The organism is Ruegeria sp. CE9 (assembly GCF_056537425.1).
Map to the genome: position 1 here is coordinate 190,087 of NZ_JBQFRO010000005.1, position 13,760 is coordinate 203,846.

Annotated in this window: 13 protein-coding genes; 7 read left to right on the top strand and 6 right to left on the bottom strand. The window is 56.4% G+C overall.

What is annotated here, in order from left to right; all coding sequences use genetic code 11:
- The first annotated feature begins 86 nt into the window (after positions 1 to 86).
- The gene (locus tag ACR0B3_RS11950) at positions 87 to 1,604 is read left to right on the top strand and encodes a trimethylamine methyltransferase family protein (protein WP_480809274.1); all 1,518 of its coding nucleotides are present in this window, start codon (positions 87 to 89) and stop codon (positions 1,602 to 1,604) included.
- A 14-nt stretch (positions 1,605 to 1,618) separates the two neighbouring features.
- Here the strand turns inward: ACR0B3_RS11950 and ACR0B3_RS11955 are convergent, their stop codons facing one another.
- Both ACR0B3_RS11955 and ACR0B3_RS11960 read right to left on the bottom strand, forming a co-directional pair.
- On the bottom strand, positions 1,619 to 2,593 hold the full coding sequence (locus tag ACR0B3_RS11955) for a LysR family transcriptional regulator (RefSeq protein WP_170759813.1): 975 nt from the start codon (positions 2,591 to 2,593) through the stop codon (positions 1,619 to 1,621).
- Between the two features lie 101 nt (positions 2,594 to 2,694).
- Complete coding sequence (locus ACR0B3_RS11960) at positions 2,695 to 3,381, bottom strand: GntR family transcriptional regulator (protein ID WP_480809275.1); 687 nt, start codon at positions 3,379 to 3,381, stop codon at positions 2,695 to 2,697.
- A gap of 102 nt (positions 3,382 to 3,483) precedes the next feature.
- On the opposite strand from ACR0B3_RS11960, the gene ACR0B3_RS11965 reads away from it, so the two are divergent.
- Genes ACR0B3_RS11965 through ACR0B3_RS11985 form a run of 5 tightly spaced genes read left to right on the top strand, consistent with a single transcriptional unit; the run spans position 3,484 to position 8,302 of the window.
- The gene (locus ACR0B3_RS11965; RefSeq protein ID WP_480809276.1) at positions 3,484 to 4,086 is read left to right on the top strand and encodes an amino acid synthesis family protein; all 603 of its coding nucleotides are present in this window, start codon (positions 3,484 to 3,486) and stop codon (positions 4,084 to 4,086) included.
- Positions 4,058 to 4,870, top strand: a complete 813-nt coding sequence (locus ACR0B3_RS11970; protein ID WP_480809277.1) for an alpha/beta fold hydrolase — start codon at positions 4,058 to 4,060, stop codon at positions 4,868 to 4,870. Before ACR0B3_RS11965 ends, ACR0B3_RS11970 begins: the two co-directional genes overlap by 29 nt.
- Positions 4,867 to 5,787: a flavin reductase gene (locus ACR0B3_RS11975; protein ID WP_480809278.1), complete on the top strand. Its 921-nt coding sequence runs from the start codon at positions 4,867 to 4,869 to the stop codon at positions 5,785 to 5,787. The genes ACR0B3_RS11970 and ACR0B3_RS11975 overlap by 4 nt, the downstream gene beginning before the upstream one ends.
- A gap of 1 nt (position 5,788) precedes the next feature.
- Positions 5,789 to 6,826 (top strand): LLM class flavin-dependent oxidoreductase, encoded by a 1,038-nt coding sequence (locus ACR0B3_RS11980; protein WP_480809279.1) that lies wholly within the window; start codon positions 5,789 to 5,791, stop codon positions 6,824 to 6,826.
- A 9-nt stretch (positions 6,827 to 6,835) separates the two neighbouring features.
- A complete protein-coding gene (locus ACR0B3_RS11985; RefSeq protein ID WP_480809280.1) occupies positions 6,836 to 8,302 on the top strand; it encodes an aldehyde dehydrogenase in 1,467 nt (488 codons plus the stop codon).
- Between the two features lie 29 nt (positions 8,303 to 8,331).
- Here ACR0B3_RS11985 and hisD read toward each other — a convergent pair whose 3' ends face one another.
- The 4 genes from hisD to ACR0B3_RS12005 form a co-directional block, all read right to left on the bottom strand.
- Entirely contained in the window at positions 8,332 to 9,606 is a 1,275-nt protein-coding gene (hisD, locus tag ACR0B3_RS11990) for a histidinol dehydrogenase (protein WP_480809281.1), read from the bottom strand.
- A gap of 8 nt (positions 9,607 to 9,614) precedes the next feature.
- Positions 9,615 to 10,310, bottom strand: coding sequence for a cysteate racemase (gene cuyB / locus ACR0B3_RS11995; RefSeq protein ID WP_480809282.1), 696 nt, complete (start codon positions 10,308 to 10,310; stop codon positions 9,615 to 9,617).
- A gap of 32 nt (positions 10,311 to 10,342) precedes the next feature.
- Positions 10,343 to 11,356, bottom strand: coding sequence for a D-cysteate sulfo-lyase (gene cuyA / locus ACR0B3_RS12000; protein ID WP_170723292.1), 1,014 nt, complete (start codon positions 11,354 to 11,356; stop codon positions 10,343 to 10,345).
- A gap of 228 nt (positions 11,357 to 11,584) precedes the next feature.
- Complete coding sequence (locus ACR0B3_RS12005) at positions 11,585 to 12,559, bottom strand: LysR family transcriptional regulator (RefSeq protein ID WP_480809283.1); 975 nt, start codon at positions 12,557 to 12,559, stop codon at positions 11,585 to 11,587.
- 181 nt (positions 12,560 to 12,740) lie between these two features.
- Between ACR0B3_RS12005 and ACR0B3_RS12010 the strand changes: the two genes are divergently transcribed.
- Positions 12,741 to 13,736 carry a taurine ABC transporter substrate-binding protein gene (locus tag ACR0B3_RS12010; protein ID WP_480809284.1) on the top strand — a complete coding sequence of 332 codons (996 nt, stop codon included), beginning with the start codon at positions 12,741 to 12,743 and terminating at the stop codon, positions 13,734 to 13,736.
- The last annotated feature ends 24 nt before the right edge of the window (positions 13,737 to 13,760 follow it).

Below are 13,760 nucleotides of genomic sequence, written 5' to 3' on the forward strand. Positions count from 1 at the left end.
ATATCTCGTATTAATTCGAATGCGATTGAAACCCACGATGAGCGTTCGGTTGTATTGGCAAGCCAGATACGGTTGGAGGATCACAGATGGCGGCGCCGCAGGCGAAACGATCCGGTCGAAAGGGACGCCTTGCACAGCGGGCTAAGAAGCCCGCGCTTGACCCTTGCCCACCCGGTCAGCCCGGTGGCACCTACAAACCGCTGACAGAATTTGAGCTGGAGCGAATTTACGGCACAGCGCTGGACCTGCTTGAGAAGCTCGGGATCGGCGAGGTGCCGGATCGCCTGCGCGACGATCTGCTGGCGGTTGGGGCGCAGGAGAGTAGGGAAGGAAGGATAGTATTCCCGCCTCAGCTTGTTGAGCAGGCCATTGATCAGGCTGCCAAAACATTCGTTCTGCATGGGCGAGATCCAGCCCGATCCATCGAGGTTGGTGGCAATCGTGTCTATTTCGGAACCGGTGGGGCGGCGGTTCAAACGCTTGATCTGCAAAGAGGCATCTATCGGCCCTCCACCTTGCAAGACCTGCATGATTTCACCCGCCTTCAAGACGTATTGCAAAATGTCAGCTGGTTCACTCGCTGTTGTGTAGCAACGGACCTAGAAGAACCGTTCGATCTGGATGTGAACACCGTTTATGCGCTGTTGAAAAACACCACAAAACCCACGGCAACGTCGTTCACAATAGCTGAGCATGTTGCGCCGATTGTTGAGATGCTTGACATCGCGGCCGGAGGTCCCGGTGAATTCGCAAGGCGCCCATTCATGAAGGCACATATCAGCCCCGTGATTTCTCCGATGCGATATGGCGAGGATGCGGTGGATGTGGTCTATGCCTGCATCGAACATAATATCCCGATCTCTTGTATCACCGCCGCGCAGGCTGGCGCGACTGCCCCAGCGACGTTGGCAGGTTTTCTTGCACAATCACTTGCTGAAACACTGGCCAGTCTGGTGATGGTCCACGCAATTCAGCCCGGGTTTCCAATGATCTTTTCGAACTGGCCTTTGGTCATTGACCTTCGAACCGGCGCATTCTCGGGCGGCAGCGGAGAGACTGCGGTGCTGAACGCTGCATCCGCCCAGTTGTCCAACTGGCTTGGACTGCCCTCGGGCGTGGCGTGTTCCATGAGTGATGCCAAAGCCATCGATGCCCAATACGGGATGGAAAAGGGCCTGACCTCAATGGCGGCAGCGCTGGCGGGCGGCAATTTGATCTACGAAAGCTCAGGCATGACAGCATCATTGCTGGGGGCAAGCTTCGAGGCATTTGTTTTGGATGATGAGATGCACTCTCACACCTACCGCGCGTTGCGAGGCATTGAAGTGACAGAGGACAATCTGGGCTTTGATGCGATCTGCGAAGCGGTGCTGGGCGAGGGGCATTTTCTGGGCGGTCAGCATACCTTTGCTGCAATGGAGCGGGATTACTTCTATCCTTCACTTGCGGACAGGGATGAGCCCCGAACCTGGGCGGAAAACGGTGGGCAGGATGCCTGGACCCGCGCACGTTATCGGGCCCAAGAAATTTTGCAAACGCATACGCCTGCATATCTAACTGATGAACAGGACCGGCAAATCCGGGATCGCTTCAACATTCTTTGAAGGCTGACCGATTGCTACTCGACCAACTTGAAACTGTCCGCAAGCCACGGAATATCAGCGTGCAGCGGGGCGATGATACGGTCACTGATCAGAGATCGGGTTTTGGTATCAACAAGCTCGATCACCGACCTTGAACAATCCGGCGTCGCGACCAACGCCAAAGTACGAGCAAAGCTTTTGCCCGGAAACGGGTGCACGCGCAGCTTTGATTGAAAACGTTTTGCCCGAGAGTACAGCAGCGGAGTCGTGATGGTCCATCCTGCCCCGGCAGACACCATCGACATCATCGTCTGGTTATTGCTGCATTCGAATCTTTGAGAGGCTGAAATGCCCATCCGGCGTAGTTGCGATTCAATCTGGCGCGCGATGTACAAGTTGCTTGAGTATCGCAAGAAGGGCAGCTTGGTTCGCCCCTCTACAATATCTGCCAGCGACTCGTCACTCACCTTGGGCAAAGCGATGACGAACGGATCGCGCAGCAAGGGACGATCTTGCAGATCGCGCATGCGTTCACTGGGCGTGGTGGAAATTCCCAAATCCAACTGTCGGTCACGCAGCATGTCGATAATCGCGTGGCTGGAATCCGTGTGGTACATGAAATCGCAAGCAGGCATGCTTGCGAACAGATAAACCGCAAGCTCGGGAATGATGTCGCTGTCGAAATCCTCGATCGTACCAAAACGCAGGTAACTGGCCTCGGTTATGCTGCCTGCGGATGCCTCGGCCTTGGCTTTTCGGATCAGGTGCAGTGCATCATCAATATTGCGCAGGAAGGCCCTGCCTTTCGGGGTTAGAACCATTGGCCTGCGCGTGTGATTGAACAACTCAACGCCCAGATGATCTTCGAGATTGCGCAGGTGATGCGACACGGTGCTAATCGTCAGACCGGTTTCTTTTGAGGCCGCTTGTAGCGATCCTTTCTGCGCGCATATCTGAAACAGCTCCAGCCATTTGAGGCTGAGGTCCTTCGGAGCAGGGTGACGCGGCATACAAGTTCTTTCTCAGTATCAGGAGCGTTTCCCGTCAACTTACGTAAATGTTGAGAACTTTGATAATAGAAACTCGGAATTCTCAACCAATCGCCGACTATTCAGGCCTCAGAGTTCTCCAAAAAGCCGCGCGCGGTTTGTGCTGCGTCTGCGATATGGCTCTCTACCGCTTGCCGCGCATTGGTCGGATCACCGCTGAGGATGGCATCATGGATGGCGGTCATGTGGCTCATCCCCGAGCGCTCTCGATTTTGGGCAGCAAGAGTCAACGCGCGCAGGCGGCTGATCCGGCCGTTCAGGCGTTGCACGATATCCCAGGCGATGCTGTGCCCGGCCTGTTGAAAAATCAATTCATAGAAACGGGTTGTGGCCTGCAGCAGGTTCGACCATTCAGTGTCGTTTTGTGCGGCGCCCACCGCCTTAAGCGCCCGACCCAGATCTTTTTCGAACCCTTTTTCGTACGTTTGTGCACAGGACGCGGCGGCTGAGCCCTCTAATTGTAGGCGTATCTCGTAGATTTGCCGCGCTTGATCCCAACTAAGTGTCGCGACGATCGGCCCACGATTAGGGATAATCTCAACCAACCCTTCGGCTTCCAGAAACCGAATTGTCTCACGTATGACTGTGCGACTGACGCCCAGTTGATCGCAAAGCGGGCGTTCGACCAGCCGCTCTCCCGGGGCAAAATGCCCTGCGATGATCGCTTCGCGCAGGCGTGCCTGCACAATATCCCGCAAAGTTTGCGGGGCTTTTTCAATCCTTTGCAGGGCGGGGTCTGTCTTTGTCATCAACGCTTTCATATCTCCGGCATTGGTTGGGAACAAGTATGATTGACTTATGGTATGATGGTATACCATATTCCTGATCGAAAGTTCTCCAAAGGAATCGCAATGCCCGCCGAAATTCGAAAAACGCTTTTGCATGTCGAAGACACTCTGATCGAGGGTGGCAAGGTTGCGGACACACCGCTGAAACTGATTGCCGCAATGGCGGTGCTTCGGAACCCATGGGCTGCTCAGGGGTTTGTCGAAGATCTTGGCCCAGCAATCCGAGATTGCGCACCCGGTCTGGGCGAGTTGCTGACCGGGATGATACTTGATGCGGCAGGTGGTGGTGACCAGGTGGAGGCCTATGGCAAATCCGCGATTGTTGGCCTGAACGGCGAGGTCGAGCATGCATCGGCCTTGATCCATACGCTGCATTTCGGGAATCACTATCGAAAAGCAGTGGGTGCCAAATCCTACCTTTCCTTCTGCAATACGCGCGGCCCGGCCAATGCGCCGCTGCTGATCCCGCTGATGGATAAGCATGATGGTGGGCGTCGCTCTCACTACCTTACGATCCAAACGTCGGTTGCGGATGCACCTGCGGCGGACGAGATCCTGATTGCTCTGGGCGCATCGATCGGCGGGCGTCCCCACCATCGGATCGGGGATCGCTATAAAGACATCAAGGAATTGGGCCATGACGTTGAGAACCCTGCGGCTGTCTAAGCCCGGCCAAACAGTTGCGTTCAGAGAGGCGGGCAACGGGCCTCCCGTTCTAATGATCCATGGCGTTGGAATGCGATCTGCGGCTTGGGGGCCTCAGTTCGATGCGTTGAGCAGACATTACCATGTGATCGCAGTTGACTTGCCGGGACATGGAGGGAGCGACCGCCTGCCATCCGGAAGCCAACTGCCGGATTTTGTCGACTGGCTGCATGATGTCGTCCACGCCCTGAAACTGGGTCCTGTCGCGCTCATCGGTCATTCGATGGGGTCTTTGATTGCTGCAGGTTTTGCGGTGGAATTCCCGGGCGAAACCAGCCGCGCCGCCCTGTTGAATGGCGTTCATTGCCGCGATGCCTCTGCGCGCGCAGCAGTTGTCAAACGCGCCAACGATATCTGCGCGGGTCGGATCGATCTGGAAACACCCTTATCTCGCTGGTTTGGTGACTCCCCGCGCGAGCTCGCGGCCCGCACGCAGGTTGCGGAGTGGCTTGGTGCGGTAGATCACGAAGGCTATGCCATCGCCTATAATGCTTTTGCACAAGGTGATGCGACTTACTCCAGCAAGATGAACCGGATTTCGTGCCCGTTTCTTGCACTTACCGGTGATGGAGATCCGAATTCCACCCCGGCGATGTCAGAAGCAATGGCCGCTGTCGTTCAGAATGGTCGGGCTGTTGTGGTCCAGGGCCATCGGCATATGGTGAACCTGACCGCACCCGAACTGGTTACGGCGCATCTGGTTGAATGGCTCGGCCAGCCAGCCGAAGAAAGGATCGCGCAATGAGCTCAATTGATCCCCGCGCGTTGCGCAATGCATTCGGTGTGTTCATGACAGGTGTCACGGTGGTGACATCGCATGATGTCCAAGGTCGCCCGATCGGATTTACCGCTAATTCTTTCACTTCTGTTTCGCTTGACCCGCCGCTTGTTCTAGTTTGCCTCGCCAACAGTTCAAAGAACTATGATGCACTGATTGCCGCCGACGGGTTTGCCGTAAATATCCTCTCAGAAACTCAGATCGAAGTGTCCAATACATTCGCCCGGCCTGCCGAGGACCGGTTTGCAAGCGTCAAATGGCGACAAGGGCCGGCAGGGTCACCACTGATCGACGGCTCGTCGGCCTGGTTCGACTGCGCCATGCACAAAACGGTGGAGGCCGGAGATCACGTGATCCTGATCGGCGAGGTCAAAGCCTTTGACAACACTCCATCGCCCGGCCTTGGATACGTCCGCGGGGCTTATCTGACACCAGCAACAGCCGCAGGTGCCTTGACACAGGATACCGGCCTGATCGTCTCAGCGTTGATCGAGCGCGCCGGCGAGGTGCTGCTGATCGATGTCGGTGAAGGTGCGTTTGCATTGCCCGATGCAAAGGTCGGATCAGAGGGCGTATCAGCGGCGTTGAGCAAGCTGATCGAGTCCACCGGTCTGACCGCAGAACCCGGCTTTGTTTATTCGGTCTACGAGGATGCAGAGAAAAGGCGTCAACACATCGCATTCCTGTGTCAGGCCGCTGATGGTGAGCCCACGAAGGGCACATTTGTCCCGCTCGACGTCGCATCCTTTGGCACTGTATCCGACTCTGCAACCCGAACCATGCTTGAACGATTGTCCGAGGAAAACCGGTTGGGAGATTTCGGCATTTATTACGGCGACAAAAACAGCGGCGAAGTTCGCCCCGTCACACGAGGAGGTTACTGACATGCGGTTTTCGCTTTTCGTTCATATGGAGCGCACCTCACCCGATCAGGACCAGCAGGAACTGTATGAGAGCTTTGTCGCCCTGGCCAAGATTGCTGACGCGGGTGGCATGCATGCGGTCTGGACGGGCGAACATCACGGGATGGATTTCACCATTTCGCCGAATCCGTTTCTGAACCTGATTGATCTGGCGCGCCAAACAACCAATGTGCGGCTGGGAACCGGTACCATTATCGCCCCATTCTGGCACCCGATCCGGCTGGCCGGAGAGGCCGCGATGACCGACATGATCACGAATGGTCGTCTGGATCTGGGCATCGCGCGCGGCGCGTACAGCTATGAATACGAGCGGATGGTGCCGGGTCTGGATGCGTGGGAGGCTGGTCAGCGCATGCGCGAGCTTGTTCCGGCGTTGCGCGGTCTTTGGGAAGGTAACTATGCGCTTGAGGGGGAATTCCATTCGTTTCCGGCCACCACCTCTTCGCCCAAACCCCTACAACAAAACGGGCCCCCAATCTGGGTCGCTGCGCGCGATCCCAACAGTCATGAGTTTGCGGTCTCGAACGGTTGCCATGTACAGGTCACTCCACTGTGGCAGGGTGATGAAGAGATCACTCGGTTGATGGATACGTTCAACGCCGCCTGCGCCAAATTCCCGAGCGTTCCACGCCCTGAAATCATGCTGCTGAACCATACTTATATTGCCGCGGATGAAGCAGATGCCCGCCGTGCGGCCGAAGAGATCAACCGCTTTTATTGCTATTTCGGTGCGTGGTTCAAAAACGAGCGCCCAGTGTCGCAGGGTCTGATCCAAACGCTGAGCGATAAAGACATCGCCAACCACCCCTTCTATTCGCCCGAGGCGATGATCCGGGATAACGTGATCGCCACGCCTGACAAAGCAATCGAACGCATCAAGGGCTATCGCGATCTTGGATATGACGAATATTCTTTCTGGATCGACAGCGGGATGAGCTTTGAGCGCAAGAAAGCCTCGCTTGAGCGTTTCATTTCGGACGTCATGCCCGCCTTCGCCTAAGGAGAGACTATGCGGCAGTTTCAGCACTATATCGGCGGCGCGTTTTCGGACGGGGCTGCTCAGTTCGACAGCATCGATCCAGCGACGGGTACCGCATGGGCGAAGATGCCCGAAGCAAGAACCGACGATGTGAATGCCGCGGTCAACGCCGCACGTTCGGCACTGTCTGCGCCCGATTGGGCGAATATGACGGCGACGGCGCGTGGCAAGCTGCTGTATCGGCTGGCCGATCTGGTGGCCGAGAACGCTCAGACCCTAGCCGAACTTGAAACGCGCGATACCGGCAAAATCATACGCGAAACATCCGCTCAGATCGCGTATGTTGCGGATTATTATCGCTATTATGCAGGGCTGGCGGACAAGATCGAAGGGGCATACTTGCCGATCGACAAGCCGGATATGGAAGTTTGGCTGCGCCGCGAACCGGTCGGCGTGGTGGCCGCAGTGGTGCCATGGAATTCGCAACTGTTCCTGTCTGCCGTCAAGATTGGACCCGCGTTGGCCGCGGGCTGTACGGTTGTCCTGAAAGCCTCGGAAGACGGCCCGGCCCCGATGTTGGAGTTTGCGCGTATCTTCGATCAGGCAGGCTTTCCACCTGGAGTTTTGAATGTCATCACCGGCTTTGGGCCGGAATGCGGAGCTGTTCTGACCAGCCATCCGGATGTCGATCATGTCGCCTTCACCGGCGGTCCGGATACGGCGCGGCACATCGTGCGCAACTCGGCGGAAAACCTTGCGTCGACGTCGCTGGAACTGGGTGGAAAATCCCCGTTCATTGTTTTCGAAGATGCCCATATCGAAAGTGCCGTAAACGCTCAGATATCGGGAATCTTCGCCGCGACCGGTCAAAGCTGCGTCGCTGGATCGCGGCTGGTGATCGCCGACAAGATCAAGAACGAGTTTCTGACCCGGCTTACGGAAAAAGCGGGTGAGATCGTGATCGGTGCGCCTGACGACCCCCAGACAGAGGTCGGACCGCTGTGTACCCAAGCCCAGTTGGCGACGGCCACGGAACTGGTTGCAGAATCTATCGCTGCGGGAGCCAACGTGATAATCGGCGGACAGCCTTTGGGCCGCGACGGGAATTATTTCCCACCAACCATCATCGATTGCACGGATGCGCCAGATGCGCCTTGCCTGACGCGTGAAGCCTTTGGCCCGATCCTTTCGGTTGCCAGTTTCAAAACTGAAGCGCAGGCGGTTCAGATCGCCAATGACACTGCATTTGGACTGGCGTCTGGTGTCTTTACCAAAGACCTGACCCGTGCCCATCGCATGATCCGGAACCTGCGGGCAGGGATCGTATGGGTTAACACCTATCGGGCGGTCAGTCCGATTGCTCCGTTCGGCGGCCATGGACTATCTGGACACGGGCGCGAGGGGGGTTTACAGGCGGCGCTAGATTACACGCGGGTCAAGTCGGTCTGGCTTCGTACCAGCGACGACCCGATCCCCGATCCATTCGTTATGCGGTGAAACCAGCTTTTTTCAACTGTTGTCCAAGATTAGCACACTTTGGACAACCGCATCTCTGCCGCACGCGCGTGGCCTTCCATGCCTTCCATGCGGCTAATCCTGGCGGTGCGTTCTGCAAGCTCATACGAAGCTTGTGGGGTGCAGCGCTGCCATGTCACCGTTTTGGTGAACTTGTGCACGGACAATCCGCCGGTATATCGGGCCGCCCCGCTTGTTGGCAAGACATGATTTGGCCCAGAGGTCTTGTCACCGAATGGAACCGTTGTCTCGGCACCCAGAAACAGTGACCCGTAGGCTGACAGCCGATTTAGCCACCAATCCAAGTCTTCAGCGATCACCTGCAGATGCTCGGGCGCGTAGTCATCGGCCACTTTTGCGGCCTCTTCGCGCGTATCGCACAGGATGACCTCGGCCCTGTCGCGCCATGCTGTGCGCGCTGCTGTGGCGTTCGGCTCGGGGAGCATATTGATCAGCGCATCAGACCGCGCAATGACACCTCGGGCGAGCGTTTTGTCGGTGCTGACCAACCAGACCGGGCTATCAACGCCGTGCTCAGCCTGGCTAACCAGATCCCAGGCGACGGTTTCGATCGAAGCGGTATGATCTGCAATAACAAGTGAATCCGTGGGGCCGGCAAACATATCAATGCCGACCTTGCCGAACAGCATACGTTTGGCTTCAGCGACGTAGGAGTTTCCGGGGCCCACAAGAATGTCGGCAGGGCGCGCACCGAACATGCCGTGGGCCATCGCGGCAATCCCTTGTACGCCTCCCAGGTTCAGGATTAGGTCCGCGCCACTTAGGTCCATCGCATAAATGATTGCATCAGGGATGCCTGTGCCGGGGCGCGGAGGTGAAACCGCAGTGATATGGGGCACCCCGGCCACTTTCGCCGTTGTGATCGTCATCAACGCACTTGCGATGTGGCTATAGCGACCGCCGGGAACATAACACCCAGCGCTGGAGACGGGGATCTGCTTTTGTCCTGCAATCAGGCCCGGGATGACCTCAATTTCGCACTCGCTGATCGTTGTCATCTGCGCTTCGGCAAAGCGTCGGATATTTGCATGGGCAAAGCGAATATCGTCTTTGACTTGTTCAGGCACGCGCGCACAGGCGGCCTGGCGTTCTTCATCAGACAGAACGAAGTCTCCGTTCCAGCCATCGAGCTTTCCGGCATAGCGTCGAACGGCATCTTCACCCTCACGCTCGATATTGGACAGCATGATCGCGACGATATCGCGGATGTCCGAATTCTCGGCATCGGGCCGGGGCAGGGCGGTTTTCAGATATGTGACGGCCATGGGTAACCTCAACGCGTCAGAGAATGGGTGTGGATGGCGTCAGCCAGAACGTCAACCGTGTCGATGATTGGAACGGTTTGGGGCAAGTCGCGGGTTAGCAAAGAGAACTCGGAACAGGCCACAAACAAAAGCTTGGCACCCTGCGCCGACAGCGCTTTTGCTGCGTCAGAAATTGTGCGAAGCGCTGTGCCGGTCGGCCCCTGCGCCTTGATATGCCGGATCGTGCCGAGCATTCGGTCTTCATCCTCGGGCCACACCGGTTCAAACCCCGCGCGATTAAGGGAAGAGTTGAATACGCCCACCCTGCGCAGCGCTGGTGACGCCAGGATTCCGACCCGACTGCCGGCAGGCAAGTGTTGTGCCGCTTGGTCTACGGACAGGTCGACCATATTCAGAAAAGGAATCGCGACGGCCTCTTCGATTTGCGCCGCATAGTGATGCGCCGTGTTGCAGGGCATGGCCAGCGCAGTTGCCCCAGATTGTTCAAGCCCACGCGCCATTTCGGTCAGAACCGGCCCCGGATCAGCCCCAGTACCTTCGATCAAATGTGCGATGCGGGAAGGCACCTGTGGGTTCATGTCGATCAGCAACGGCAAGTGATCAGCGTCGTCTTTCGCCTGAACAGTGGCGAGAACGCGCTGCTGCAACAGGATTGTCGCCTCAGGGCCCATCCCGCCCAATATGCCGGTTACGCGCGGTTTCATGCAAAGACCTGCTGTTTGCTCTCGCTGCCGCTTTACAGATTGACCCAGCGATCAGCGTGATCGAAGGCGAAATCATAGCCGAACAGACCGACGGAGCCACCAGTATGCAGAAACACGACCCGCTCATCCTTGAACGTGCCTTTGCGCGCTAGATCAATTAAACCTGCGGCCCCTTTTGCGGAATAGACTGGATCGAGCAGAATTCCTTCAAGCTCGGCGAACATGCGGATGGCTTCAATCCCGCTTTCTGTTGGCAGGCCATAGCCGTCGCCGACATAATCGGTGTTAGCCATCACATCTTCGCGCTCCACCACGCCCGGGCAACCGAGTTTCTCGGCGGTTTTACAGGCCAGATCATAGACCATCTGCTCTTGCTTGGGTTGCGGTGCGCGGGTGCCGATGCCCAGCACCGGAATTCCTGTGTTCATGGCGCAAAGCCCTGTAACCAGCCCGGCCTGCGTCCCCGACGAACCTGTGGCATGCACCACGCGGTCGATCTTTAGGTCGGCATTGTTTGCCTGGCTCACCAACTCCAAAGCGCAATTCACATAACCAAGCGCACCGGTCGGGTTCGATCCTCCGCCGGGGATCACATAGACATTGTGGCCTTCTGCGCGCTTTTTCTCGGCTGCCCGCTCCATCTCGGCAGGCATGTCGTGGCCACCGGGAAATTTCTCGGTGGTTGCACCATGCAGGTGGTCCAGAAGGACGTTGCCGTTGTTGTTGTAATTGGAGTTGTTATAGCTTGTCCGGTCTTCCAGAAGGATGTGGCACTTCAGGCCTAGCCGGGCGGCAAAAGCGGCGGTTTGTCGGGCGTGGTTCGATTGGGTCGCACCTTGGGTCATCACCATGTCCGCGCCCTGAGCCTGTGCTTCTCCGAACAGGAACTCCAACTTGCGGGTCTTGTTGCCCCCCGTCGACATACCTGTGCAGTCGTCTCGCTTGATCCACAAATCAATACCCAGCGCCTCGGACAGGCGATCCATCCGTTCGAGCGGTGTGGGCAGATGGGCAAGAAAAACGCGCGGGAATCGAGAAAGATGCATCAAGCTATCCTGATCTGGACCCAGCACTTGGTTTAAGACCGACGCGTCATCCCTGGCTGGACACAACGCGGGTTGCCGGGTTGGTTTCTGGTTTCGGAATGCCGCCTGAAGTCACACGGCAAAGTTAAGTCTAATCACAGCAATCACTGCCTATCGGTCAAGCACCCTGAGATCGGTTTCGAAAAAGCCGGAAAATAACTTCGAATTTGCCCACAAGCGTTTCATCCATCATACCGGAGGCGCGGCTATGGTTCGGAAGTCTTCGGTAAGCCACGGAAACCGCGATATCATTGGTTCGGTCACATGCTGGCGGATCAGGTCCTGCAGCGTGTTGTGGATCAACCGGGTGGTTGATGACGGATACACATTGGTTGTGAACAACGAGACGGTGCGCGCAAAACTTTTGCCCGGGAATGGCAAGGCGCGCGTGTTTTCGTGGAAACGCCGCGCGCGGTAATAGCTTGCGGCGGTTGTGATCGTCCACCCGCTGCCCCCGGCGACGAGTCCGATAATGGATTGGTTGCATTCAAGTTCGAATCGGTTGGGTAAATTGATCTTGCTGCGCGTCAGTTGAATCTCAATGAGCTTGCCGATGATGTGATCTCGAGAATATCGCAAGAGCGGTAGGGTGTTTTTTGGATTGATCAGATCTTCGACAGGGCCGTCATATGAGGGCGGCAGAATGACGATAAAGGGATCGCGAAGAAGCGGAAACTCCACCAATCCTTCGACATTTCCAGAGGGTCGGGTGGCGACGCCAGCATCCAGCTTTTGAGACTGCAATTTGTCGAGTATCTCGTGGCTGGGGCGTGTGAAGTGGCGAAAACTGCACCGTGGCAAGCTTGCCGAAAGGTGTCGAAACAGATCAGGGGCGACACGACTATCGAAATCGTCGATGAGGCCAAGGCGAAGATCCGTTGCGTGTTGCCAACTGCCAGACCTCAGCTCGGCCTCGCCGCGTTTCAGAGACATCAAACCTTCGTGCACATGGCGCGAGAAAACAGTGCCCGCCGGGGTCAAACCCATTGGCCTGCGTCCGTGGTCCACCAGATCCACATCCAATGCCTTTTCGAGGCTGCGTAAGTGGTTGGAAACAGTACTGATTGACAGTCCGGTCTCGGCTGAAACTTTCTGGATTGATCCCAATTTGGAAATCAGCTGGAATACTTCGAGCCATCTGAGACTAAGCGATTTGTTTGACACTGGATTCTCCCCACATGCCACGCATACCATAAGCTAAAAGCGAAACAAAGTTTCGGTTTTTGCGTAACTAGTATTTTGATTTACTAATTTGGCTCGCAATGATTATGGTTTTTTCACTGTTCCAGTGCTCGAACCACAGTAAAGTCGGATGCACGGAACCAGCAGGGAGAAAATAGTAAAAATGATCAAAAAATATCTGCTCACCACGGCCTTCGCCGGGACCGCAGCCATTACCGCCACTCAAGCCGCTGCGCTTGATGAGCTTACAGTTGCATATTTCCTCGAATGGCCGATGCCGTTCCAATATGCAAAAGCAAATGGCACCTACGAAGAAGAGCTTGGGGTCAAGATCAACTGGGTGTCCTTCGACACCGGAACTGCAATGTCTGCAGCAATGGCTTCGGGTGACGTTCAGATCGCAGTCAGTCAGGGTGTGCCGCCTTTCGTTGTGACAACTTCGGCGGGTCAGGACATTCAGATTGTCGATGTGGCCGTCAGCTATTCAGACAATGACAACTGCGTCGTTGCTGAAGCTCTTGAAATCGATAAGACCAATGCTGGCGAACTGAACGGCAAGAAGGTCGGTGTTCCGATCGGTACTGCCGCGCATTATGGTTTCCTGTCGCAGATGGGCCATTTTGGTGTCGATGTAGGCTCGATGGAAATCGTTGACATGGCTCCGGCTGATGGTGCAGCGGCGTTCGCCCAGGGCAACCTCGATATGGTCTGCGGATGGGGTGGTGCGCTGCGTCGTATGACCGATCATGGCAACATCCTTCTGACCGGTGCCGAAAAAGAAGAGATCGGTATCCTGGTGTTCGACGTGACAAGTGCGCCGGCCAGCTTCATTGAAGAAGAGCCCGAGCTTCTGTCCAAGTTCCTGAAGGTAACTGCGGATGCAAACGCCAAGTGGAACGCAGGCGACGCCAAAGATGAGATGCTGCCGGTAATTGCGAAAGATGCTGGTATGGATCCCGCGGATGCTGAGGCCACAATTGCCACGTTCACCTTCCCATCGGTTGATGATCAGCTGTCTGACAAATGGCTGGGCGGTGGCGCACAAGAGTTCATGAAGGGCGTCGCAAACGTGTTCGTGTCGGCAGGCAGCATCGAATCCGCACTGGATTCATACGATGGCGCCGTCAACGCCGCTCCGCTGACAGCTGCAAGCAACTAATACAATCAGAACATTTCATGAGAT